Origin of the sequence: Rhizobium sp. BK251 (assembly GCF_004345245.1) — a bacterium.
In the GTDB taxonomy this organism is placed as follows: domain Bacteria; phylum Pseudomonadota; class Alphaproteobacteria; order Rhizobiales; family Rhizobiaceae; genus Rhizobium.
On sequence record NZ_SLUQ01000016.1, the window covers coordinates 51,752 to 75,094 of the forward strand.

The 23,343-nt window shown below is 58.8% G+C and carries 25 protein-coding genes and 3 pseudogenes; 12 read left to right on the forward strand and 16 right to left on the reverse strand.

Translation table 11 applies throughout. The annotated features are described in order from the left end of the window. Positions 1-117: 117 nt before the first annotated feature. Positions 118-291: pseudogene (locus tag EV286_RS32630) on the reverse strand (type II toxin-antitoxin system VapC family toxin); the annotation flags it as partial. Then, entirely contained in the window at positions 291-494 is a 204-nt protein-coding gene (locus tag EV286_RS29940; RefSeq protein ID WP_132960900.1) for a type II toxin-antitoxin system prevent-host-death family antitoxin, read from the reverse strand. The gene EV286_RS29940 and the pseudogene EV286_RS32630, both read right to left, overlap by 1 nt. Before the next feature lie 377 nt (positions 495-871). On the opposite strand from EV286_RS29940, the pseudogene EV286_RS29945 reads away from it, so the two are divergent. After that, positions 872-1,399, forward strand: a pseudogene (locus EV286_RS29945) (LysR substrate-binding domain-containing protein); the annotation flags it as partial. A 122-nt stretch (positions 1,400-1,521) separates the two neighbouring features. Here EV286_RS29945 and EV286_RS29950 read toward each other — a convergent pair. The 3 genes from EV286_RS29950 to EV286_RS29960 form a co-directional block, all read right to left on the reverse strand. Beyond that, on the reverse strand, positions 1,522-1,947 hold the full coding sequence (locus EV286_RS29950; protein ID WP_132960901.1) for a pyridoxamine 5'-phosphate oxidase family protein: 426 nt from the start codon (positions 1,945-1,947) through the stop codon (positions 1,522-1,524). Between the two features lie 533 nt (positions 1,948-2,480). Then, positions 2,481-3,683 carry a Na+/H+ antiporter NhaA gene (gene nhaA / locus EV286_RS29955; protein ID WP_132960902.1) on the reverse strand — a complete coding sequence of 401 codons (1,203 nt, stop codon included), beginning with the start codon at positions 3,681-3,683 and terminating at the stop codon, positions 2,481-2,483. Positions 3,684-4,166: 483 nt separating this feature from the next. Then, positions 4,167-5,465: a chloride channel protein gene (locus EV286_RS29960; RefSeq protein WP_132960903.1), complete on the reverse strand. Its 1,299-nt coding sequence runs from the start codon at positions 5,463-5,465 to the stop codon at positions 4,167-4,169. Positions 5,466-5,992: 527 nt separating this feature from the next. Here EV286_RS29960 and EV286_RS29965 point away from each other — a divergent pair. Beyond that, complete coding sequence (locus EV286_RS29965; RefSeq protein ID WP_132960904.1) at positions 5,993-6,283, forward strand: hypothetical protein; 291 nt, start codon at positions 5,993-5,995, stop codon at positions 6,281-6,283. Positions 6,284-6,384: 101 nt separating this feature from the next. Here EV286_RS29965 and EV286_RS29970 read toward each other — a convergent pair whose 3' ends face one another. The 6 genes from EV286_RS29970 to EV286_RS30000 all read right to left on the reverse strand — a co-directional run bounded on the left by EV286_RS29970 (position 6,385) and on the right by EV286_RS30000 (position 10,367). Continuing rightward, positions 6,385-6,798, reverse strand: coding sequence for a hypothetical protein (locus EV286_RS29970; RefSeq protein WP_132960905.1), 414 nt, complete (start codon positions 6,796-6,798; stop codon positions 6,385-6,387). Positions 6,799-6,897: 99 nt separating this feature from the next. Beyond that, positions 6,898-7,344 carry a MarR family transcriptional regulator gene (locus tag EV286_RS29975; RefSeq protein ID WP_132960906.1) on the reverse strand — a complete coding sequence of 149 codons (447 nt, stop codon included), beginning with the start codon at positions 7,342-7,344 and terminating at the stop codon, positions 6,898-6,900. A 291-nt stretch (positions 7,345-7,635) separates the two neighbouring features. Further along, the gene (locus EV286_RS29980) at positions 7,636-7,917 is read right to left on the reverse strand and encodes a DUF982 domain-containing protein (protein ID WP_132960907.1); all 282 of its coding nucleotides are present in this window, start codon (positions 7,915-7,917) and stop codon (positions 7,636-7,638) included. A gap of 408 nt (positions 7,918-8,325) precedes the next feature. Beyond that, positions 8,326-8,766 carry a type II toxin-antitoxin system HicB family antitoxin gene (locus tag EV286_RS29990; RefSeq protein WP_132960909.1) on the reverse strand — a complete coding sequence of 147 codons (441 nt, stop codon included), beginning with the start codon at positions 8,764-8,766 and terminating at the stop codon, positions 8,326-8,328. A gap of 5 nt (positions 8,767-8,771) precedes the next feature. After that, positions 8,772-8,960, reverse strand: coding sequence for a type II toxin-antitoxin system HicA family toxin (locus EV286_RS29995; protein WP_132960910.1), 189 nt, complete (start codon positions 8,958-8,960; stop codon positions 8,772-8,774). 546 nt (positions 8,961-9,506) lie between these two features. After that, positions 9,507-10,367: a LysR family transcriptional regulator gene (locus tag EV286_RS30000; RefSeq protein ID WP_132960911.1), complete on the reverse strand. Its 861-nt coding sequence runs from the start codon at positions 10,365-10,367 to the stop codon at positions 9,507-9,509. A gap of 178 nt (positions 10,368-10,545) precedes the next feature. Here EV286_RS30000 and EV286_RS30005 point away from each other — a divergent pair, with 178 nt between their 5' ends. From EV286_RS30005 to EV286_RS30015, 3 genes are all read left to right on the forward strand, one after another. Then, positions 10,546-11,370, forward strand: coding sequence for an oxidoreductase (locus EV286_RS30005; protein ID WP_132960912.1), 825 nt, complete (start codon positions 10,546-10,548; stop codon positions 11,368-11,370). A gap of 49 nt (positions 11,371-11,419) precedes the next feature. Next, entirely contained in the window at positions 11,420-12,268 is an 849-nt protein-coding gene (locus tag EV286_RS30010) for an alpha/beta hydrolase (protein ID WP_132960913.1), read from the forward strand. Positions 12,269-12,334: 66 nt separating this feature from the next. Continuing rightward, entirely contained in the window at positions 12,335-12,865 is a 531-nt protein-coding gene (locus EV286_RS30015) for a VOC family protein (protein ID WP_132960914.1), read from the forward strand. 378 nt (positions 12,866-13,243) lie between these two features. On the opposite strand, the gene EV286_RS30020 is transcribed toward EV286_RS30015, so the two are convergent. The 3 genes from EV286_RS30020 to groES are packed head-to-tail and all read right to left on the reverse strand — an operon-like array spanning position 13,244 to position 15,494. Continuing rightward, positions 13,244-13,441, reverse strand: a complete 198-nt coding sequence (locus EV286_RS30020; RefSeq protein ID WP_132960915.1) for a hypothetical protein — start codon at positions 13,439-13,441, stop codon at positions 13,244-13,246. Between the two features lie 58 nt (positions 13,442-13,499). Further along, positions 13,500-15,128 carry a chaperonin GroEL gene (gene groL, locus EV286_RS30025; RefSeq protein WP_132960916.1) on the reverse strand — a complete coding sequence of 543 codons (1,629 nt, stop codon included), beginning with the start codon at positions 15,126-15,128 and terminating at the stop codon, positions 13,500-13,502. Between the two features lie 51 nt (positions 15,129-15,179). Beyond that, on the reverse strand, positions 15,180-15,494 hold the full coding sequence (groES, locus tag EV286_RS30030) for a co-chaperone GroES (RefSeq protein WP_132960917.1): 315 nt from the start codon (positions 15,492-15,494) through the stop codon (positions 15,180-15,182). Between the two features lie 278 nt (positions 15,495-15,772). Here groES and EV286_RS30035 point away from each other — a divergent pair, with 278 nt between their 5' ends. From EV286_RS30035 to EV286_RS32635, 5 genes are all read left to right on the forward strand, one after another. After that, positions 15,773-16,045, forward strand: coding sequence for an usg protein (locus EV286_RS30035; protein WP_132960918.1), 273 nt, complete (start codon positions 15,773-15,775; stop codon positions 16,043-16,045). A 93-nt stretch (positions 16,046-16,138) separates the two neighbouring features. Further along, a complete protein-coding gene (locus EV286_RS30040) occupies positions 16,139-16,429 on the forward strand; it encodes a hypothetical protein (protein WP_132960919.1) in 291 nt (96 codons plus the stop codon). Positions 16,430-16,595: 166 nt separating this feature from the next. Next, positions 16,596-17,069, forward strand: a complete 474-nt coding sequence (locus tag EV286_RS30045; protein ID WP_132960920.1) for an Hsp20 family protein — start codon at positions 16,596-16,598, stop codon at positions 17,067-17,069. Between the two features lie 77 nt (positions 17,070-17,146). Next, positions 17,147-17,446, forward strand: coding sequence for a DUF982 domain-containing protein (locus tag EV286_RS30050; protein WP_132960921.1), 300 nt, complete (start codon positions 17,147-17,149; stop codon positions 17,444-17,446). Between the two features lie 51 nt (positions 17,447-17,497). Next, positions 17,498-17,731 (forward strand): hypothetical protein, encoded by a 234-nt coding sequence (locus EV286_RS32635; protein ID WP_132960922.1) that lies wholly within the window; start codon positions 17,498-17,500, stop codon positions 17,729-17,731. Positions 17,732-17,873: 142 nt separating this feature from the next. Here EV286_RS32635 and EV286_RS32175 read toward each other — a convergent pair whose 3' ends face one another. Next, positions 17,874-18,041 (reverse strand): hypothetical protein, encoded by a 168-nt coding sequence (locus EV286_RS32175; RefSeq protein WP_165932987.1) that lies wholly within the window; start codon positions 18,039-18,041, stop codon positions 17,874-17,876. A gap of 757 nt (positions 18,042-18,798) precedes the next feature. Between EV286_RS32175 and EV286_RS30065 the strand changes: the two genes are divergently transcribed. Further along, positions 18,799-19,236, forward strand: coding sequence for a VOC family protein (locus tag EV286_RS30065; protein WP_132960924.1), 438 nt, complete (start codon positions 18,799-18,801; stop codon positions 19,234-19,236). A 130-nt stretch (positions 19,237-19,366) separates the two neighbouring features. On the opposite strand, the gene EV286_RS30070 is transcribed toward EV286_RS30065, so the two are convergent. Further along, on the reverse strand, positions 19,367-21,724 hold the full coding sequence (locus tag EV286_RS30070) for a hypothetical protein (protein WP_132960925.1): 2,358 nt from the start codon (positions 21,722-21,724) through the stop codon (positions 19,367-19,369). 458 nt (positions 21,725-22,182) lie between these two features. Here EV286_RS30070 and EV286_RS30075 point away from each other — a divergent pair. Continuing rightward, a pseudogene (locus EV286_RS30075) lies at positions 22,183-23,335 on the forward strand (RHE_PE00001 family protein). Positions 23,336-23,343: the final 8 nt, after the last annotated feature.

Consider the following 23,343-nt stretch of genomic DNA (forward strand, 5'->3'; position numbering starts at 1 on the left):
GAGTTATTGCTCGCCCCGATGACAGGCGGTTCGGCTTCAGCCCATAGCGAGCCGCCATCTCGCCCACAGTCACGCCTGGACGTAAGATCTCCGAAGCCATCCGGTAGCTGTAGAGTAGCGCAGCCACCCCTTGAGGTGAGACGCAGCCTTCGGGTCCGATTTCTGTTTGAGGGCGATGCCGCGCATGATCTCGCCGAGGGTCATTCGCATCAAAGTGGATGCTAAGCGGATCAACTGAGCGCAGCGTGCCGCACCGGCCTCCCGAACGACGTTGGTGTCTACCATGTACATCAGAAGGCGACGTCTCGGTTCGGCGTTTTATTGCGCGCCTTGACGTCCTTAGCGAGCACATCATCCCAGCCAGGGCCGAAAAGCAGATCATCGACCAGCGAAGGCCGGCCGACGCGCCGCGTGACGATCTGTCGTACTTCGTGTCGCGCCTTCTGCACCACCTTCGAGAGCTGGTTCTTGGCGTCCTGCAATTGCCATTCCATCGATCTTCTCCACACTAGCCGGTTCTGCCTAGCTGTGTAGAAGCGACTGTCGCCTATATCAACAGCAACGCGCTGACGTCGGAAGGGGGCAATTAAGGCGTACTCTTTGACGGTTTCTCCACCTTTTCCTGTCAGAATAAGAGGCAAAGTGAAGAGGTCCGATAAGCCAATATTATCGGACATGGTACGCTGGCGACGGGCGGTGCGGTTTGCGGCCGCATCGATCCGCCAAACCGCGCAGTTGGGTTTTGTCCCACGACAGGGACAGGCGGCCGTCCTCCTCGACGAGTGGGGACCTTCGCGAGACCGACGCCGCCTTTGCCGCCGGTATAGCACTGATATCGCTTGCCGAACTCGTGCGCATCGATCCAACATGGCTTGCTCTGGCGCTGATGCGAGGCAAGCTGGACGTCGCTTTTCTTCGCCCCGAGACGCAGAGTGTTGGTGTGTCCTTCAAGTTTTTGGCCAAGGAGCCACTGATCGCCGTACTGCCGGCGGACCATCGCTTGACGTCGCGCAAAAAGATCCGGCCGCAGGACCTTGCCCGCGAAACTTACGTCAGTTCGGCTAGAATTTCTCCCGTATTGCAATCCGCGATCCAAGATTACGCGTCGAAAGTTGGGATCACCCTCAAGCCAGAGTACGAAGGTGACGGCCTGCCATCGGCAATGTCGCTCGTCGTATCTACAGGTGGAATAACGCTTATTCCGCTTTATGCGCAAAATATGCTGACGCCAAATGTAGTTGCTTGAGCACTTGAGGGTGTGCCGCCGACAATTGATCTCACCTTAGGATACAACGATTCAAATTCCTCACCTTTGCTCCGCCGATTTTTGTCTCGTTCTGATGAATTAGTCGCCAACGTACAAAATCAGAGCATCATCCGTTATGCTGAAGTTCCATAGTAGGGAGTTGGGAGCGCCCACATTTGTTGGGCCTCCGCGATCCTCTAGGTAATCTTGCCCTCAAGGCGGGTGTCACGATTTAGCCGACGCCCTCGGACGGCGACCCGAAGGCGTTGCGTCTGTCAGAATTGAATCTCGATCAGCTCGGGAGGCTCCTTGTTGAAATCGGAATATCGAATCCACCGCGGCGTTGCTTTGAACATCACGGCCCCTCTCTCGATGAACTCCCTGGCGGTCGGAACGGCGTTGAGATAAGCTTCCTGGTATTGTTCGATATCCGCGGCAGGAACCCTTGTTGCCTCACCCTCGTATTGAACCGTGATGTTGTCGTCCCATCCGACAACGAACGCGACGCCGGGACGCTCCGCGAGATTGTTGAACTTCCTTGTCTCTTTGAAAGCGCTGAACACGATCTCAAGATTGTCGCGCACCGAGAAGTCGATCGTAGCCGCCTCCGGCGTTCCGTTGCGGTGGCATGTCGCAATGACCGCCAAGATGTGTTTCCTCAGGAATTCAAGGATCATGCGTTTCGTATGATCTTCGTCCATTGTCTTATCCCTCAGTGTGTATTCTCGATTTTTGTACAGTCTCATAAGACAGTCCGCCGGCCTCAGCGGAATTCCTTACTTAGAGCAGACTGATAGGCCCGGCGCTTGGCGCCCTTCTGAACTTTCTAACAAACTTCGTGGCGATAGCACTTGCGGCGATGGTCGTATTCGTCGCGGCGGGCTTTCGTCCAAGGGCTCATCTGGCAGGCCGACGCCGTGGCGCTGTGATGATCGGTGTGATCTACATCACCATTGGCGGGCTGCTGATCTCAACACCGCGCAGCGCCTATGACTATTCAATTTCGGCACACGGATGCATCCGCCAGGTATTGTTGTCCCGCGATCGGACTTGTGCTTCATGTTCGATTTTCCCCTCCGGCAAGCAACGGCGCGTTTTCGATTATCGAGACGATCAATAGTCAGGCTTCGGGCTACCTCGGCATCATCAATCATCACCCCAAGGCGGACATCTAAGGTGCTGGAGGTGGCGTTAACCGCTCCGCGCCATGGCCGGCAATTTCTCCGACAAGCTCTCACCGTAAGCGAGTTGCGGAACTAGTCCGACGACCGAACATCAAAAGAAAGGTCGCCCCGAGCATGCCTGACGTAACCGATCCCAACAGGATGCCGATCTTCACGTGATCCTGGATCGCCGGGTCGTCGAACGCGAGCAGGCCGATGAATAGGCTCATCGTGAACCCGATTCCGCAAAGGAGGGCCGTCCCTGCCATCTGTCCCCAACTCGCCTTGGCGGGAAGATCGGCAAGGCCAAGTTTCACGAGTATGGCGACGACACCGAGCACGCCAATCAGTTTACCAAGCACTAGACCTGCCGCGACGCCTATCGTCAGGGGTTCGGCCAAGACCTCCATCGTCACATTGGTAAAAGAAACGCCCGCGTTGGCGAAACCGAAAATCGGCACGATGATGAAGGCAACGGGTTTGTGAAGGGCATGCTCGAGCTTGTGCAGAGGTGACTCGGCATGCGACGCTTCGGGGGTGCCGGGTGTTATCTTCAGCGGGATCGACAAGGCAAGCATAACACCCGACAACGTCGCGTGGATACCGGACGCAAAGATCGAGAGCCAAAGAACGGCACCCAGAACTAGATATGGCCAGACAGCCTTCACCCCCATGCGATTGAGGGCGAACAGGGTGCAGAGGACGACTGCCGCGCCGATCAACGCCATCAAGCTCAGATCGGTGGTATAGAATAATGCAATGACGATCACGGCACCGAGATCGTCGATGATGGCGAGCGCCGCGAGGAATATTTTGAGCGATGCCGGAACGCGCGACCCGAATAAGGAGATCACGCCAAGCGCAAAAGCGATATCCGTCGCCGTCGGGATCGCCCAGCCACGTAGTGAGGATGGATCGTCACGGTTGAAGAAGACGTAAAAAAGCGCCGGAAGCAACATGCCGCCTGCGGCCGCAGCGCCTGGAAGAATACGGCGGCTCCAGCTCGACAGTTGGCCATCCAGCATCTCACGTTTGATCTCCAATCCTACCAGCAGGAAGAACACCGCCATCAGTGCATCGTTGATCCAGTGCTGTAGGCTAAGGGGGCCAAGGTCGACGTGTAGGACGTGGAAGTAACTCTCTGCGAGTGCGGAGTTCGCCGTGACGATGGCGAGCACGGCGACAGCCATGAGGACGATGCCGCCTGAAGCCTCGGCATCAAGAAAGTGACGAAGTGTCGATTGAATGCGGCCCTTGATAACCGTTGAAGACATGGGTTCGCGCTCCCTGTGGGAAGGTTGATTGAAGTCTCCGTCGATTTCGGGGGAACCCGCAGCGCACGCAGCACACGCCGTGTCGGCCATACTAGGACCTGTTTTATCGGACTTCCAGCCACGAACTTCGAGGTGCACTGACTTTCAGTGCAGGAAATGGGGCGACAACAGAGCGAGCCGCATCAACACGGCGGCAACGAAAAAGCCGACCACAAAACCTTGGAGACCCCTGGAACGTCATGGATGCCAGCCCAAGTAAATGGCAAGTGAAAAAACGAGCTGCGCGACACCCAAAATGCAGCACATGGCAAAAGCCGCGAGCAGGAAGTCCCTCTTTGAAGGATAGCGCATGGTGCGTCTTAACCTGCAACGGCTACAATCCTCGATACCGTCCGCTGCGTGTCACGTAATCAGCATTCTGCGGAGAGATTTATGAACGACGGGCATAAGAAGCGTGAGCGGGGAACCTCCACTGAAAAGCAATCAGGTGACCGTCTGCTCTTTGCGGGCGGACCGTCCCTCATGCGACAGAATTCGTGACGTCACGTATCCAATCATGGACACCGCCATAATCGGGATAACTGCCTGATGATCACCAGTCATCTCCAGGATAATGACGAACGCGGTCATCGGTGCTTGAACGACGCCAGAAAAATAGCCTGCCATTCCCAGGATCGAAGCAAGGGCAATGCTCGTCCCAAGCAAAGTTCCCACTGAACTTCCAAATCCGGCACCCACGGCCAATGAAGGCGCGAAGATGCCGCCTGGGATGCCCGACAGCATCGACAGGAAGCACGCCGCCAGTTTTTCGGCAAAAAACAGCACAGGCAGCGCTTGTCCTTCGACCGCGCCTCTGGCTTGCTCGTAGCCGGTTCCGAACGTAGCGCCGTTCGATGCGATGCCAATGACAGCGACAGCCAAGCCGCAAAGCCCCGCTACTGCCACCGCCCGCACAAGCGGCTGCGGATGTACCCAGCGCCTGATATGCCGTCCATAGTGCAAGGCAAATCCACTAAAGCAAGCCCCGAGCGCGCCCCCGCCGACGCCGCAGACGAGCACAAGGCCCCAGTCTCCGATCTGAAGAGGTGCCGCTGACGCCTCTCCGAAGTAGTTATAACTGCCCGCGAGTGCGAGGGCAGCAAGACCGGAAAGAATTACGGCGGTCAGAACGATGCCGTTCGCACGCGCTTCGTAGGTCCGGCTCATCTCCTCGATCGCGAAGACAATTCCCGCAAGCGGCGTGTTGAAGGCGGCGGCGATACCCGCCGCCGAACCCGCGAGGATCAATCCCCGCGTCTGCGCGATCCCGCCGAAGCGGGCAACGGCGAGCATGATCGATCCGCCGACCTGAACGGTTGGCCCTTCACGACCAATCGAAGCCCCGCAGAACAAGCCCAGTAGAGTCAAGGCGATCTTGCCGAACGCTATCCTGAGCGACAATAGCCGCGCCCGATCCTCGTCGTCGTGAAGATGCCGTGCTGCAATTGCCTGCGGAATCCCGCTTCCCTGCGAGTTTGGAAAGAACCTCGCCGCAAGGTAGGCAGATAGCATGAAACCGAAGGGAGCCATGAGCAGCGGAAGGAGGAACATGAGTTCGCCGGATGAGGTGAGCGTAGTGAACGCCTTTTGGGCAAAGTCTGCCATTTTGGCGAACGCAACGCTCACCACGCCGATTGCGATTGCACCGAACCAGAAAATAATCCGTGGTCGCCAGAGCGAAAACGATCCCCATAAGACACGAGAACGACGGAGAAGCTTCGACTTGCGATAGGTGACAGGCATCGGGGACTCGGCGCTAAGAACGGTAAGAATGTCTTCTACGCCTACGGGCGCGCAAGGTCACTCCCGAGGCCGCCCTTCTTTCTGGGATTGAAAAGCGTGGAGAAAAAGAGCCCGGAGGAAGGCCCATACCCGAAACGCATCCAGGACGTGGGTTAAAGCACGCTCAAAGGACGGATTGCTGCTCAGTGCAACCTGTGGGGCGGTCGTTTGCAAGTAGAATTTCGAGTCCCCGCGTAGCTCGTTTCTCCGAACGCCGGCCGACTGCCGGGCCTTTTACAGACTTTCTTTCAAACATCATGCCCGCGCTTTAGTGCGTATCGTCTTACACCAGCTTGGCAATTCGAAAGCCATTTGATGCATGCACGGTGGTCGACGGGTCTCCTGCGAACATTAGCTCTTCATTTTATGTCATGTAATGATATTCTTTCAGCCTGCCTTGGGTGCCGATCCTGACGCAAGGTGAACAAGGGCAGAAGATACGCCGACAAGTATGATCATGTGATGTGAGTGCGAAAATGGGGAACGATATGAACAAGCGCGCTGAGTTGGCTAACTGGGGAAGCCGGATTAACGTCGTACTACGCGAACAAGGTCTTTTGAACGCAAATGGAACTCTTGGCTCAGAAAGGGATGCTCTGCCGGTTGTCGTCGAGGTTGCTCTTGATGGCCTTCTTGAAACATCGGGCGAACTGAACGGATTGTTGAAAATTTGCAAGGCTGCGAGCAACAGGGAGCCACTGTCAGAAGTGGTATTGGATGCGGCACATTTGATGGCACGCGAGGTTTGCCTTGCACTTGAGGAGCCACGAGGCGCCTAGGGATTTTGGCATCCGAAGACAGGCATGATTGAAATGGCCCGCCCGAAATCATTTCGGGCGGGCCTGATCGACTGGCGAACGCAATACGGCCAGACGATGATCTAGCTTCCGGTGACCGGCGCCGCTTCCACTTGCGGCAGGGCTTTCATTTCCATCAGCTTCCTGGCGCAGGCGTCGGCGGCGCTGGCGACACTCTCGTCGATGCCGGCCACCGTCGTCCATCCACCATCCCTGATGAAATCGTCACGTTCCCAGGTCGACTTGGCCTTCAGCGCCTCGAGATTGTGCTCGGCATCGACCGCATTGACGAAATTGTGGACGCAGACGTCTGCCACAAGTTCGGCCCGTGCCTGGCGCACGGCATTGTCCGTCATCACCTGTGCCCGTCCGCCGAGCACCCATCCGCCCCAGGTGAAGCCCACCACCATCGTGAAGGCGCAAGCACCGACAAGCGACCAGGCCCACATGGTCTTCGACGGGCGATAGGATGCCCACGTGCCATCGTTATCCTGCATAGCAGTTCGCCTCGGCCTCAGTTCTATATCACGCCATGATATAGATTTGACGCCGAGGCTCAACCGAATTGCGATCACATCCAGTTGATTAGGGAATGCTCAGGCAAGTGCGGCAAGATGGCGTAGCATGGACAGGGAATCGGCCAGAAGCGGTTCGTTTGCGTTGATCGCCTGAAGGTGGATCCTTGCCAATGCTTCGAGCACAGCTTCGCCCGTCGCCGTTAGTCCGATCAGCACGCTTCGCCTGTCGTCTTCTGATGGAATGCGTTCTGCGAGACCCGCAGCTGAGAGCCGATCAGCGAGTTGAACTGCGCCGTGATGCTGAATAAGCATCTGTTCAGCGAGCTCGCGGATCATCACTCGACCGCCCTTCGCCGTCTTGATTACCAGCATCGCCTGGTACTGCTGGGATGTCACTTCAGCATCGGCAAGTACCTTCTCGCTGAAAGCCAGGAACCGTCGCATGGCAAGCCGAAAGCCGGCCAGTCCCTCGTAGACGCCCTGCGCCAGTGCGGAGCGGACCAATTGCCCATCGTCGATTGGCATACAGAAAATCCTTTTCTTGTATCATGCCATGATATACCGTGAGCATGTCCACACGGGAGAAGGTTCGCGAGCGGGCAGCGGCGGACGCGGGGCTGGGGTCCGTCAACGCGCCAACGGCCGAATGCTCGTTCGCGAACCTTATGGCCAATTGGTGGCAACAAAAAGGGCTTCTTGCAGCCGGTATGGTTCCTCCGCTGAAGGCGCCGGGTTCTTCTGACATTTGTTCCGTCATCTTATGCATTGGAGGTTGATCATAGTGAGTTCAGGCTTGCTCAATGAGCCGATGCCGGCTTATTCGGCTGCCACAATGAGTGCGCTACGGGCAGACTCCTGCGTATACCGACCATTCATTGCGCCGAGCAGGATATCGCCAGCGGCCTCATAGGCCTGGCCCTCATGGACTGGCCATCTGTTCAGCAGACCCTCGGCGGCGCGCGTTTTTCCCGGAAGCCGGCCAGTGATAGGGAGCTCGCCAGCGGCCTCCCCTGTATTCGAAACCGAGCGCATGCGACCGCTCTGAATCTCGATTGCAACCGGGGTATTCCACGGCTTGCCTAGAACGAGCGTTCCCATGTCTTACACCTCCGGCCTGTACGAATGGTGGTCCGCCGGCTTGAACTGCTTGCCGGGACGGCGGATGGCGCTATCCTCCTCGCTGGGGAAGCCGGCGTCGCTGGCTGCGGTGAGCAAGGCCGTGCGCGCTCTTTCTGCAGTTTCAGGACGCCCGAGTGCCTCGGAACACGCCTGCATTGCCGCAAAGAAGCTTTCATCGTGGGGGGCGGGCCATTTGCAGGCCAGCAGAACGAGGGCCTCGCGAGGATTCGTTATCGTGATAATTTCGCGGATTCCGTGCATCTGAGCACGACCGGCGAACGCCAGCGCTTTTCCATGTGGATCTCCTCCCGGGCGACCGAACTTGTGCCGCCGCCATCGCGAGACAGTCAGCGTCATTAAAAAAGGGGGAGGGAGACAAAGTTCCTCTTAAGCCCCTAGCCGCGCCTCTGCGTAATTATCATTGTAGTCGTCGTTTGTGTGGCCGATCTCATGCTTGGCAGCTCGAACCAAGAAGCCTGATCGGGTCAACCCTTGGGATTCGGCGAACGCATCGATTGCTTTTAGGACGTCTTCTGGCAGAGTGATATTTACGCGAACCGCTCTTTTGGCTTCCGTCTTGACGCCAACTAGAATTGCAACGCCGTCTTGGTTCTCCGCGTCTGCCATCACCGCCTCCAATGTGGAGGGTTCGGGTACTGCTTCGCCGTCTTCGGCCAGACCTTCGATGTGTAGGGCTAAGGCTTCTTCGGCCATTGCTCGTGCATCATCGAGGTCAGTTCCAGCAGTGACCAGGCCAGGAAAATCGGGAAAGGACACACCGTAATCACTGTCGGCGTCCTTATGGATCAATCCGATATAATTGCGCATGTTTGTCACCTCAGCTTAAGTCCGGCTTGTTTCTCGATACTCTTCAGGGTTCCGATCGGGATGTCCCTTTTCGGGTGTGGAACAGTGACGCGCCTAGGTTTCTCGGGATGCCTAAACTGGACATGTTTGCCCTTGGTAGCGACCTCGGACCAGCCATCCTTTTGCAATTCCGCAATGATATCACCGCTCTTCATCTCCATAATCATACACACGAATGTGTACAGTGGCAAGCGCAACGTAGTATGACTTCGGATCCGCTTTGAGTGAAGGTGGTTCTCGCCATCTATGTGCGACGGACACTTCACAATCGAAACAGGTTCCCGTTACGAGCTTAGAAAGCCGTATACTCTGTATTGATGGGAACCATCGCTGCACGCGACCAAAGATCAATCAGTGGCAGCGCCGGTTCCTGCTGGATAGCCGTCACGATCTGGAGGGCCCCGTCGGACGCCGGCGACGACCAGGCCTCTCCACCCTAGACCGGCGGCCCCGCGTTTTTAGAAGTGCATGAGCGCTTTGTGCCTTGCCGTACCTGGGCTTTGCGCCCCCGCCATCCCCCTAAGCTTTATTTATCCGGGACACGCTAGTTGCGGCTCAAGTTAGGGGTATTCCGGATTTCGCGATCCCTCGAATGAAGGACAAACGCGCTTCGGGAAGACTAAGACGAGCTGCCGGTACCGAAACGACTGCAGCAATTTAGGAGTTACTCGGGCAACCTTGAATCATCTCCGGGCCATTCATCATGCGGTCGCGTTCACGAGATGGTCCGATAGGGTCGAGATAAACGCACGAAGACGCTGAAGACGTCGTAGGTCCCGGTGATATCCCATCCAGATGTCGCGCGCCGGCGGGGGGGTCGGCAGTTTCAGTCTGCGGATGCCCACGATCTGATCACCGACCACGCGGGGCAGGACGGCGATTCCGACGCCCTGCCGGCACATGCGCCCCTGGACGTTGCGGTTGTTCGATCGCAGGACCGGTCTCGCGTTGGGGAAACTCTCAATGAGCCAAGCGATATCGGGGAACTGCCCGGTCGACGTATCGTGGGTGATCAGCCGGAAACCAGTCCCGTCGCCATATTTCGGATCAGGCGACTCCTCGGCGATGTAGACGCCGTATTCGAGCCTGAAGAGCCGCCGCTGAACGACATCGGCAGTGTTGAATGGAACGATACGAAAAGCGACGTCGGCCTCGCGCTGGGCGAGGTTGAACAGGCGCGTGCCGGTCAGGATCTCGACGTCGACATTGGGGTAGGCGTTCGAGAAATCCGCCAGAATGGGAGGCAATACATAGGCTCCGAACCAGTCCGCTGATGATATGCGCAGACTGCCTTTGAGTTTTTGCTCCTGCCCCGCAAGCCGGCGCTCCATGGCGAGCGCGCCCTCTTCCATCTGCTCCGCCAGCGCGATGATCCCATGGCCCTCTTCGGTCAGGACAAGACCGTCGGCCGTTCGCTGGAAGAGCGTGTGACCAATCGCCTGCTCAAGTGCGCGCAGGCGCCTGCCGACGGTCGGATGGCTGGTCTGCAGAGAACGCGCGGCGCCGCCGAGCGTGCCGGATCGCGCCACAGCAAGAAAGATCCGGATGTCACTCCATTCCATCGCCACACCCACACAAAACCGAACGCCGAGAATACACTTATGTCACTTAAAGAACAAATCTGAGCACCTAGATTCCTGCCATCGTCTGAAGGCGCGCCCCTCTGTGGATCGCCGCATTCGTGAGGGCGAAGGAAACGCGACCCTCGGCGTCGACCGAAAGCAACTCGGAGAAAAACTAATGAAAACTTGGCTCATCACAGGCTGCTCAAGCGGCTTCGGACAGCGGCTCGCGCTCGGCGCGGCACAGCGAGGCGATCGGGTCATCGCCACGGCCCGCAATGTAAAGACGATCGAAGAGATGGCTCAGCCTTTCGGCGGCCGCATGATCACCTTGCCACTCGACGTGACCGATGCGGCGACGGCCAAGGCAGCGGTCGCAAAGGCGCTCGAGACCTTTGGCGGCATTGACGTGCTCGTGAACAATGCCGGCTACGCACTGTTCGGCGCAATCGAGGAAGGCGCGCCCGAGGAATATCGACCGATGTTCGAGGTGAACCTCTTCGGTCTGATCGAAACCACCAGAGCCGCGCTACCCGTCCTGCGACGTTCGGGCGGAACGATCGTCAACATGTCGTCCGGTGCGGGCATCGAGGGCCGCGGCGGCGGAGGGTATTACCACGCCGCCAAGTTTGCCGTGGAAGGGATTTCCGAAGCGCTCGCCGGCGAGCTGAAGCCGTTCGGCATTCGCGTGCTGATCGTCGAACCTGGGCCGTTTCGCACCGATTTCCTTGGACGCTCGATCAGGATAGCAGCCAACGAAATGCCGGAATACTCTGCGAGCTCGCGCAAGCACTATCGCGAAACCAACGACGGCAATCAGGCGGGCGATCCCGACAAGGCGGTTGCGGTGATCCTGCAGGCAGTCGATGCCGATGACGCCCCGCTTCATCTGCCGCTCGGCCCGATAGCGCATTCGATCGCCGAGCGAAAGCTGGCTTCGTTCCGCAGCGATATCGACGCCTGGCGCGACATCACCATCGCCACCGATTTCGACCAGCCCTGAGCGCTGGTCGCTAACTCTGTTTGAATGTCACATCGATTGGAAACTCATCATGATCGCAACCTTGAAGGGGTTTACCCAACAGCTGGTGCCGGTGAATGGCATCAAGATCAACGCCGTCACGGGAGGCTCCGGACCGCCGTTCCTTCTGCTTCACGGCTGGCCGGAAACATGGTGGGAATGGCACCATGCAATGCCACTGCTAGCCGAGCATTTCAGCGTGGTGGCCATTGATCTGCGCGGCGCGGGCTTTTCCGACTGCCCGCTTGACGGCTATGACAAGGTCACGATGGCGCGCGACGCGCACGAGGTCATGGTTGCCCTTGGGCATGAACGCTATGCTGTATGCGGCCATGACATCGGCGGGATGGTGGCTTTACCCCAAGCTGCCGTTTATCGGCAGGCTGTTACGCACCTGGCCGTCCTTGATGTTCCGCTTCCCGGCTGGACGCAATGGGAGGCGACCACTGCAAGGATCTGGCACTTTAGCTTCCATATGAACCGGGATCTGCCGGAACGCCTGATCCATGGTCGTGAATATGACTATGTTTCGGCCTTCATGGCAGAGCGGTTCTACGATCACAGCACCTTCAATCCGGCGGACATCGAGATCTACGCGAAAGCGATGGCCCTTCCTGGCCGCACGCGTGGCGGCATGGAATGGTATCGCACCCTTGCCGCTGACCATGCGGCCGCGCTCGAGTACAAGAAGCGACCGCTCGAGATACCGGTGCTCGGTCTCGGCGGAGAGCAGCGCTTCGGTCCGCAAATGGTTCCGATGCTCAAGGAGTTCGCCAGCAATGTAACGGGCGGCTCGATTGCGCGGTGCAGCCACTATGTTGCCGACGAGCGGCCGAATGAAGTCGCAGCCACTCTGATCGATTTCCTCAAGGCCAATTGAAACTCTGCGATCCGGGCGAGTTGCGTCCGATCGCCTTCGTCGATTCAACAAGAAAGGAAAATTGCCATGACGGCATCCGTCATTCGCGGGGTCAATCATATCGGCATCACTGTGCCCGACATTGATGCTGCAAAGTCGTTTCTGGTGGAAGCTTTCGGCGGCCAGGTGATTTACCAATCCTTCGGGCGGCAGGATCCGCCGCGGCAGGGACCTGAGTTTGAACAGGCCACTGGCGCTTTCCCTGGAACGGTCGTGCGTGCGCAGGCGATGGTGAAGATCGGAAGCGGACCAGATATCGAGCTCTTCGAAATGCATGGCCCCGAGCAAGCCCAGCCGGTTCGAGCGAGCGACTTCGGCATCACGCACTTCGGTGTTTACACCGACGATATCGAGGCGTCGGTAGAGCGCTTTGAAAAGGCTGGAGGCACGTCTCTTACCGCGCCGCGCGCTATTCCCTACGCAACCGAAAAAGGTCCTGGAAACAAGGTCTGCTACTGCCGCATGCCATGGGGCACGACGATCGAGTTTATCACCACGCCTGACCGTATGGGCTATCACGACCAGACGGATCTGCGCCGGTGGCAGGACGACGACTGAGCGGGTGAGAGCGGCACTAATTATCTGTTCGGCGCGGCGGTGTTGATGCTGCCATCCAGCCTTTGGCTGCAGTCGTGTCTGATCGTAGATATCGCCTGGCAACGATTGGGAGATCGCTGAAATGTCTGGCGCCGAAACTCGGCGTCTCAGAGAGAGTGGAGACATGGGAGCCTAGGCAATCTAAGGATGAGGCTGGTTGCTATCAGCCTTAGCAACCTCTCATTAATTTGGTATTGGGACAGCGGATTTTGCAGTTCCCATTTCTTCGAAACGCCGCCCTGCCGAACCTGGTGTGGGTATGCAGACAGAGGAGCCTGGCATTCAAACGGATCCTCTGTCCTTCACTAGTAAGGCAGACAGGGCTAGGCTGCCTGTTGGTTATTTTATCTCGTCTAAATTAGAAGCTGCTGCCACCAACTGGCCGCGATCGCGCAGGCCTTTATTGAAAAGCCTAGCGATCGCTACGGTCAGACGCGCGACCGCGGACGGGTCGTTGGCGATGCCCTTTGAACGCGCGACTTCCTTGATGACGCTGGCGCACAGACGTGCGTCATCTCTCGAAATGGGTGCTGTCATTGTCATCGTTCCGGTAAAACCCGTCCCGGCGGAAGGGGCGGGCCTTACCGATTACTACTTAGAAGTCCATTCCCGCGCCGGCCGGCAGGGCGGGAGCAGCGTCTTTCTTCGGCTTCTCAGCAATCATGGCTTCCGTCGTGACCAGCAGGCCGGCGACCGATGCCGCATCCTGGAGTGCCGTGCGCACGACCTTGGCCGGATCGATGACGCCTTGTGCGTAAAGATCGCCATACTCGCCAGTCTGGGCGTTCCACCCGAAGGAGAAGTCGGTTTTCTCGCGGAGCTTGCCGACGATGACGGAGCCTTCGGCGCCGGCGTTCTCGGCGATCTGGCGCACCGGCGCTTCGATGGCGCGGCGGACGATCTCGATGCCGACCTTCTGGTCCTGGTTCGCCGTCAAAAGATTGTCGAGTGCCTTGACGGCGCGCAGCAGCGCGACACCACCGCCCGGCAGAATGCCTTCCTCTACAGCTGCTCTGGTCGCATGAAGCGCGTCATCGACGCGGTCCTTCTTCTCCTTGACCTCGATTTCCGTAGAGCCACCGACGCGGATCACCGCAACACCGCCAGCGAGCTTGGCAAGACGCTCCTGCAGCTTCTCGCGGTCATAATCGGAGGTGGTTTCCTCGATCTGCGCCCGGATCTGAGCAACGCGGCCGTCGATCTCGGCCTTGGAACCGACGCCATCGACGATCGTGGTATTTTCCTTCTCGATCGCCACCTTCTTGGCACGGCCGAGCATGTTGAGCGTGACGTTCTCCAGCTTGATGCCGACGTCTTCGGAGATGACAGTACCGCCGGTCAGGACGGCGATGTCTTCCAGCATCGCCTTGCGGCGATCGCCGAAGCCCGGCGCCTTGACAGCAGCGATCTTCAGTCCGCCGCGCAGCTTGTTGACGACCAGCGTTGCGAGCGCCTCGCCTTCGACATCTTCCGCGATAATCAGCAGCGGCTTGGAGGACTGCACGACGGCTTCGAGGACGGGCAGCAAGGACTGAAGGTTCGACAGCTTCTTCTCGTGGATGAGGATATACGGGTCTTCGAACTCGACCCGCATCTTGTCCTGGTTGGTCACGAAGTAGGGCGAGAGATAGCCGCGGTCGAACTGCATGCCTTCAACGACTTCGAGCTCGGTCTCGGCGGTCTTGGCTTCCTCGACGGTGATCACACCTTCGTTGCCGACCTTTTCCATCGCTTCTGCTAGATACTTGCCGATCTCCTCGTCGCCGTTGGCCGAGATGGTGCCGACTTGGGCGATTTCGGAATTGCTGGTAATCTTGCGCGCGTTGGTCTTCAATTCTTTGACGACGGCGTCGACGGCAATATCGATGCCGCGCTTGAGGTCCATCGGGTTCATGCCCGATGCAACGGCCTTGGCGCCTTCCTTGACGATTGCCTGTGCGAGAACAGTTGCGGTGGTTGTGCCGTCGCCGGCAAGATCGTTGGTCTTCGATGCCACTTCGCGCAGCATCTGTGCCCCCATGTTCTCGAACTTGTCTTCCAGTTCGATTTCCTTGGCGACCGAAACACCGTCCTTGGTAATGCGCGGCGCGCCGTAGGACTTGTCGATGACAACGTTGCGGCCTTTTGGGCCGAGCGTGACCTTCACGGCGTTGGCAAGGACATCGACCCCACGCAGCATGCGTTCGCGTGCATCGGTGTTGAATTTGACTTCTTTCGCAGCCATTTGTTCACTCCTTCAATAGGCAGCTTTTTGACTGATGAGTGTAATGTGTGATTACGCAGCCCGCTTCTGCTCGGCCTGAGCTTCGATAATGCCCAAGACGTCGCTTTCCTTCATGATCAGCAGGTCTTCGCCGTTGATCTTGATTTCGGTGCCGGACCATTTGCCGAACAGAATGCGGTCGCCAGCCTTGACGTCGAGCGCCTGGATCTGGCCGGCCTCGTTGCGTGCACCAGGACCGACGGCGACAACTTCGCCTTCCTGCGGCTTTTCCTTGGCAGTGTCAGGGATGATGATCCCACCCTTGGTCTTTTCTTCGGATTCGACCCGGCGGACGAGAATGCGATCATGAAGCGGTCGGAACGACATGTTTTCCTCCATTGGACAAAAAAGATGACGCAAAATCCCCTACCGGACCGGGTGACCAATCCGGACGGGTGCGAACCTCACTCGAGCGTTCGCGGGCAGAATTTATTTTCGAGATTTTTCGATTTCAAGAGGTCAGAACGAAAAAATTAGCACTCGACGTTTGTGGCTGCTAACATGCTGGAAAGGAACAATAATCTGAGTTACTTCGTTCAGAAACCCGTTGATGGCGGCAAAATTTTGCGCCACCTTTGGCAGTGTCCATGAAACGGAGATGAAGCATGCGATTTTCATCGGATCTTGAGCGTCAGCTCAATGGCTACGGCCTGACAACTGCGCACATCCTCTACCGCATTCCTGATTTTGAATCCGTGCTCCAAACCTACGTCTGGCAAGATTACGATCTGGCTCCCGATTTCCCTGAGATGCAGAAGTTCCTGGATTACTGGCAGGCCAATCTCGACGGGCCGCTGCATTCCGTCCGCTACACGCATCAGCGCCTGATCGGACCAAATGAATGGCGCCGCGTCGAAGGCGAGTTCAAGCTGCAGTGAGGCTTGATTCTGACTTTCCCACTTCCTAGCTCACCCGGCGATCGGGGCTTGATCAGCCCGGTCGCTTTCCACGTCTGTATGGAGTGAGACCACATGGAAGAAAACATTAAAGTCATAAAAGATGCCAGCATCCCGGAGAGGGAGGAGATCATTGTCGATTTCGCGCGCTGGCTCGAGACGGCCTCGCAAGATGCGCTTGTCTACGGTGAGGGCCGTTTTGCTGTGATGTCGGCCAATATGGCGCAAGCGATCCGCATAAACGCCGACGAACTTGCGCGCGACAATCCCGAAACAACCGAACGGGTATTGCAGCAAGCCTGCGCAATGATCTCGCAGTTCAAGGCGGCGTACCCGCATCGTGTTCTCAGTCGGTCAGTCCATTGACGATAGGGAAATATGGCGTCGGCAAATATTTTTCGCATTAGATCTTGAATCAGAAAATCGACAAACCAAAATCGTTTGTCGCCAGCCGCTGAGATAGGGCTGGCTTCGCCGGGAGCGCCCGCTTTTGGCACTCTCGTATCCATGTTGCTTCAAGGAGGATATGGCTATGGCAACATCTTACGACTATGCACCGCTGTTCCGCTCGAGCGTCGGCTTCGACCGGGTCTTTAATCTTCTCGAAAACGCCCAGCGCGCCCGCTCGATCAGCGATTGGCCGCCCTATGACATCGTCAAGACCGGTGACGACAGCTACCGCATTTCGATAGCGGTCGCAGGCTTTGCCCAGGATGATCTCGACATCACATTCCAGTCCAACCTGCTGACTGTCACCGGCAAGAAGCAGGAGGCCGCCAATGAGGGCTACCTGCATCGCGGCATCGCAGGGCGCCCGTTCGAGCACCGTTTCGAGCTGGCCGACCATGTGCGGGTCAACGGCGCGGATCTCAGAAATGGCCTTCTGTCAATCGATCTACTCCGCGAGATCCCGGAGGCTCTGAAACCGAGGAAGATTTCGATCCAGAGCACGCCTGCCTTAACATCGGTCGCTCCGGCTCAGATCGAAGCGGAGAAGGCGGCTTGATGTTAAGTTCATCCAGTGCGTCAGGGGCGCCATTGCGGTGGCGCCCGTCAACATTCCGGGTTGGAAAGGAGAGAGCGATGAAACCCGACATGTTTAGAGACCCTGTCACTATCCTCGTCGGCCTGGGCTTTCCGGCCGAAGTGCGAAGCGCAACGGAAGCGTATCGTCATCTTTGCGAATGGCCTGTCAGATTGCGAGATAACGCGCATGCAGTCGCCTTCAATGCCTGCGGCGCGGCACTGCGCGGCGAGATCGAAGCCGAGACGGCCCGCGGCCTGTTCGCGGCATTCGCCGAGAAGCACGATTTGCTGGCGCCGGAAACGAGTGCCATTGCCGCGTCTCGCCTGAGACGGGATAGGGTTCGGCATATCCGGTGAGGAGGCAACCATACACAGCGAACTGCAACGGGCTGCCGACCAAGCGCGGCCATGGGGCCAGCGGTCCTGGTCGGCAGCCTACTGCTTTGCCGACCGATCGATGTCGTCCGCGCACCATCCCTTTCGGTCGATGATCGCCGCGCGATCCTGGCGGCTTGGGCATCCGACCTTTACGCGGTGGATTCGCACCCCTCCCTTCGACATCTGCCGGGAACGCCCGGGCCGGTTTCGATCGACGAGGTGCAAGCGGCGTTAAGTTACCTTGATCACCGCTCTTGTTGGTGAATCAATACTTGCTACTAATCGGTGAGGAGGACAAAGCCGACTTGAAATCACAGACAAGCCCGGTACGGGCATAGTCGATAGCAACGCGCCCTCCGAGTTCTGACGTCGTCACCGCCTTTAAGGCGAGGCTTAAAGCCCTGCCTCAATGGACCGTGACCGGCAGGCCGCCACGCTTCTCCCATCGCAGTTTCAGCATGGGCTTATCCGGGTCATTGTTGATGGAAACGGACCATCGAAGGAATACCTGGCCGCCATTGATAGAAAGGACCCGATACTTGGCGGCGTTGATTGACGATGACAATGCTGCCATCGGGGTCCGTCACGGTTATGTCGGCCGTCGTCTGGGGAAAAATGGCCTTCAGTTATGCCTCACCTGGCGTCAATCCGGCCCCCACGACAGCGCCCATCAGCTCAGAACGAATTCGACATCCAGGACAAGCCGAGTCAGCTGGGGTTTCCGGCCCGACGTGACGGAGCGTGTCGAGACGCTTAACCTATTCTTCCATTCTCAAGGTCCGACGAATGATCGCCTTCAGATGATCAGGTGAAAAGGGCTTTGACACTCCGAGCGCATCCGGCCTCGTCTTACGGACCTCTTCGATGCTGCCGGTTACGAATATGACAGCAGGCTGATTGGTAAGCTCCGCTACGCAGCTAGGCCATTTCCCTTTGCGAGTCGGTATGTCGCTTGCCAGTTAAAAGTGAGAATGTGGCCGTTTCGCCCGGGTCTAGCATTTAAGACTGAGAATCTAAGCAGCCGAATTCTCAAATTAACTGCAACTGCGAAGACGCCATAGATCGGCATGCATGGGTCATGATCTCTTCGATAGCGCCACGGTTCGTGTCCTCGGGAGAAGGGTCTCGCCACGCGTCGCATAAGCAGAAGGCGCGCTATCTGAACATCGCGCTCGGCTTCATCGTCGAGGAGCCGTTCTCCTATAATGCACGCGTCCGATATGGACGGCAGGAGATTAGGCCCGCGCGCTTGTCGGTGTCCGGGCGCCTCAAACGTCTCCTGTGTGACGGGCGACAGCGCGTCGCAACACGACAGCCAGGAGACGGGAAACATGGCGCTCAAACGTATGGACAATGTCGGCATCGTCGTCGAAGACCTCGACGCGACGATCGATTTCTTTCGCACGCTCGGCCTCGAACTCGAAGGACGGGCAACGATCGAAGGCGAATGGGCTGGACGCGTCACCGGACTGGGTGATCAGCATGTCGAGATCGCCATGATGCGCACACCGGATGGCCACAGCCGCCTCGAGCTCTGCCGCTTCCTGAGGCCGGCCGTCGTCGCCGATCACCGCAACGCCCCGGTCAACGCCCTCGGCTACCTGCGGGTGATGTTTGCCGTCGACGACATCGACGAGACTCTTGAACGGCTCGGTCGGCGCGGTGCAGAGCTCGTCGGCGAGGTCGTGCGCTATCAGGACGCCTACAGGCTCTGCTACATCCGTGGGCCGGAGGGGCTTCTCATCGGGCTCGCGCAAGAACTCGGCTGAGCGCAGGCGAAGACCGATGGCGACGGCAAAATGTCGCCAATGTCGCCAGGTGCGATGTTCTGCCCCGCAGCCAGCGATGGTTTGACAGGGAGTGTTGGCGTGGAGTGCAGATGGCACTCCACGCCCGTGACTACGCCGCCTCCCAGACCTGGTTGAGGATCTTTGCCGCCAGCGCCGCCTTGTCCTGCGGCAGGAAACGGCCGTAATGCTGCTGCACGACGTCAGGGGTGTCCTGGATCGCATAGCTCGCCTGCTCGTAGGAGCCGGTCTGCTTGAGGATATGGGTCGCCAGAATATCCCGGACATTGTGTGGCCCGTGTGGCAGCAGCCCCTTGATGGCGCCGCGACCGGTATAGGGGTTATAGATGCCATAGCGCTGGATCACCGTCCGCCAGGCCTCGTAGAACTTTGTCGAGTCGTAGGCGGCGTCGTGGCTCGTCGTCTTCACGGTCTTGACGAACAGCGTGCCGGGATCCTTGGTGCTGCCGAGCAACACACCACGATGCCGGTCGATATAGGCCTCGAGGTATCTGTAGAGATCGAGCAGGTCCGGCAGGACCAGCCGGAACGGTTTCTGCCCGAAGAAGGACGAGCCGGAATTCTTGAAGGCGACCGACGGGATCAGCACCTCCCAGCCGCGCTCACGATCGCTCCAGCGCAGTTCGCCACACTTCATGTCCTCCAGCCGGCGCTCCGACGTCGGAAAATGCCCGCGCGGGCAGACCCGCAGCTGGCGAAGGTTCTTCTGCCGCAGCCCGAGATGCAGTCCGAGCCGGAGCAACAGGAACGAGCGGACGGCTTCGGCCGCCGGTCGCGGATAGCGGTGTTCGTCCGGCATGCGCTTCAGGATCTCGTCGGTGATCTTGCGATATTCCGCCAGCGGACTGTCGGCTTCGAGGATCACCATGATCGGCTCGAATGGATCGCGATGCACGCGCATCACCCTTTGAACCTCCCTGGAGCGATTGGCGGCATGCCGATGAAACGCATCGCAGGCGCCGTGCCAGTCGCGCGCAGCGAATGCGATCTCCTCGGGCGCGATCAGGCCTTCGATCGGCCGGACAGTCTTCAGAAGCTCCGGATGCTGGCGGATCCAGCCAACTTCTGCCCGGGTGAGAGCCTGCGCCACCATCAGCATGTCCTCTTCCCACTTGGTGTAGAAGCCACGCCGCTGTTCGCGCCATTGCAGATACCAGTCCCAGACGCCGGGGAAGATCAGCAGGCCGAAGCTCAACTGGCTGAGCGGCACACCGCGGCCCTTGACGATGCCGGCAGGTGAGGCGGCGAGCGCCCCGAACATCAGTCCGAGATGCTCGATCTTCTGCGAGGCGGTCTCCTCGCCCCACACACCGTTGCGCTGGAAGCCAATCGCCGTCAGCGTCGAGGTCTTGAAGCGGATCAGGTCGGCCATCTCCATCGCCAGGCGCGGCGGCGCGTCGACCACGCCGGAGAGAAGGTCCGGATCCTCGAACGCTTCTTCTTCACTGCGACCGGCGCCAGCGGCCGCAATGGAAGATCGCGGCGACAGAGACCCGCCGCCATAGGTGACGCCGGGAAAGCGGATGGCATAGCGCTGCTTGCTGGCGGCCGCCTGGTAGCGGCGATAGTCGGTCGAACCCGAGATGATGACCCGCCGTACCCAGTCGAGGATTTCCGCGCGCTTCGAGAACGGCAGGCTGCCAAAGTCGTCCGGCAGGTGCCAGGCCAGTCTGCGCCGTTCGGCGGGATTGATGTCACCGAGATCATGGCCATAGAGAGATCGGGACTGATGCGGAAGCTTCGCCTTGAAGTAGCCCTCAGCCAGTCGGTAGCGCCGCTCGATACGGGAGAGGATCTCGAAGCTGGCGATCGATCGTGGTGCACGTTCACCCTGGATCCACGACAGCAGGGTCTTGTCGTCGAAGCTCTCATCGAGGCGCACAATGGCGCGATAGAGTTGCCAGTAGCTGTCGCCGAACCGGCGCATATGATAGATGAGCGCGTCCTGGAAGCCCGCGGGATCGACCGTCGCCTCGAACAGCGGCTGCGGAAACTCCTCGATCGGCCTTGGCTGCGGACCGCGCCGCGCCGACGCAGGTTGAACAGGCGCACCGTCGCTTGCCATCCGTTCGGCCGCGCCGGCGAAGGATGTGATTGGTGCCGGCGCGCGGTTATCAGGCCTAGGTGATCGCGTCTTCGGCCTTGACGGTCGAGCGTCTTCCAGCGCGGGCGGCAGTTCGAGCCATCGGATGATCGCATCGACTCCGTGGCGCAGTTGGCGTTTCAGTTCCGCGGTCAGTTCGTCTTCGATGCCGCAGGCGTCCGCGATCGTCGTCCAGTCGATGCGGCCGTTCAGCAAAGGCGGTGATTTGCGATAGATGACCAGGCTGGTCAGATAGGAGCTGATGTTCTCCAGGGTCCGCGTCGGAACGGTCGGCGCGATGCGCATAGCGCAGAACTCCGAGATTTTTCGTTGAAAATGGCGTGATGAAATATCTTGTCTTGGCATGCTCGCATTCCCTTCTCGGCCCCAATGCCGAGGGCGAGCGGGAATAGGGGCTGTCCTTTAACAAAGGATGTATCGGGTCTCCTGGAGTGCCGAACAGATAGAGGATGGCCGTAACGGTCGTATGATGACGCGCTCAAACGTCCGCGATCCAGGTGATGTCTCGACAGGGGCTGCCGTCACTGTGGTGCGGTCTGCAACGGTGCTAGAGTGTTCAACGCAGCGAAAGGCGCAAGATCAACATGATCGATCCTGCAATGATTTGTGCCATTGCACATTCTGATGCAAGATGAAGTTGACCAACACGTTGGGTTGGCAAGAGTAAGCGGAGTACAAATTGAACGTATACCATCGATAAACGATACTTATCGATGATTATAACATAAATTATCCATTATACGATATGGTGAACACAATTATTGATATAGCTTTCGCTTAGGAAATCGTTTATCACAATATCAATGGCTTACGATCTCGCGAAATTGCCCATTCCCAACTTGATGGGCCCCGCTTTTGACGCGGCCGTCGCCCTGGACCCCTCTCGACGAGCGTATCGCTCGTTCCCCGGTCTGAGCCGGCTTCCTCGAGCGCATGCAATTCGCCGACGCCTGCGCCTCACTCCGGATCGACGGCGAACTCGTCCACCTCGAAGACCTCGTCCTCCACGACGCCACGCGAGATATCCGCACCCCGACCCATGAACTCACCATCGCCCGCGACGTTCTCCGCACCCGTCGGCGCATTGCTGTCCAGTCGCCGGACTGGGCACTGTCGGCGGACGGCATCCGGGCGCTGCGGCAGACCTCTGAGATCACGTTGACCGGCACTGAGGCGGCGGACGTCGCCGGCACTTTGCGGAGCGCTGCCGCCATCGATGTGGAAGGGGAGGGGGAGGATGCCGATGACGTCGAACAACTTCCTGGCGTCGACCTCGCGGTCATCGATGCAACGCTGGCCCGATCGTCGGCAGCGATCGAGGACGCCACACGGCCCGGCCGCGCCGGCGGCAGCCGTGCGACAGCTGGCCGTCCGGAAAAGGATCCGATGATTTATGATCTCGACTGGGATGAGGATGCGCGGCTCGACGAATGGCGCGGCGTGTTGCGCCAGGCCGAACATCTGCCGGCGGTGCTGCAGGTGATCATTGCCCTCGACGCCTGGAATGAGCTTTCCGTGCTGCAGCATGAGCCCTGGCTCGGCCGGCTGCTGGTCGCGTCGATCCTGCGCCAGGCCGGCATCACGTCAGGCGCCCATCTCGCCGCAATCAATCTAGGCCTCAAGACCATACCCGTCGATCGCCGCCGTCATCGCGACCGGGAGACGCGGCTGCTCGCCATCGCTCATGGGCTTTTGGCGGCCGCCGAGATCGGCATGAGAGAACATGACCGGCTGGCGCTGGCTCGGCAGATGATGGAACGCAAATTGGAGGGGAGACGAACGTCGTCGAAACTGCCGGAGCTCGTCGAGCTGGTCATGGCCAAGCCGCTTGTGTCAGCCGGAATGGTGGCGAAAACGCTCGAGGCTACGCCGCAGGCGGCGCGGCGGATCGTTTTGGAACTCGGCCTGCGCGAGACGACGGGGAGGGGTAGGTTTCGGGCGTGGGGGATTATTTGAATTGACGT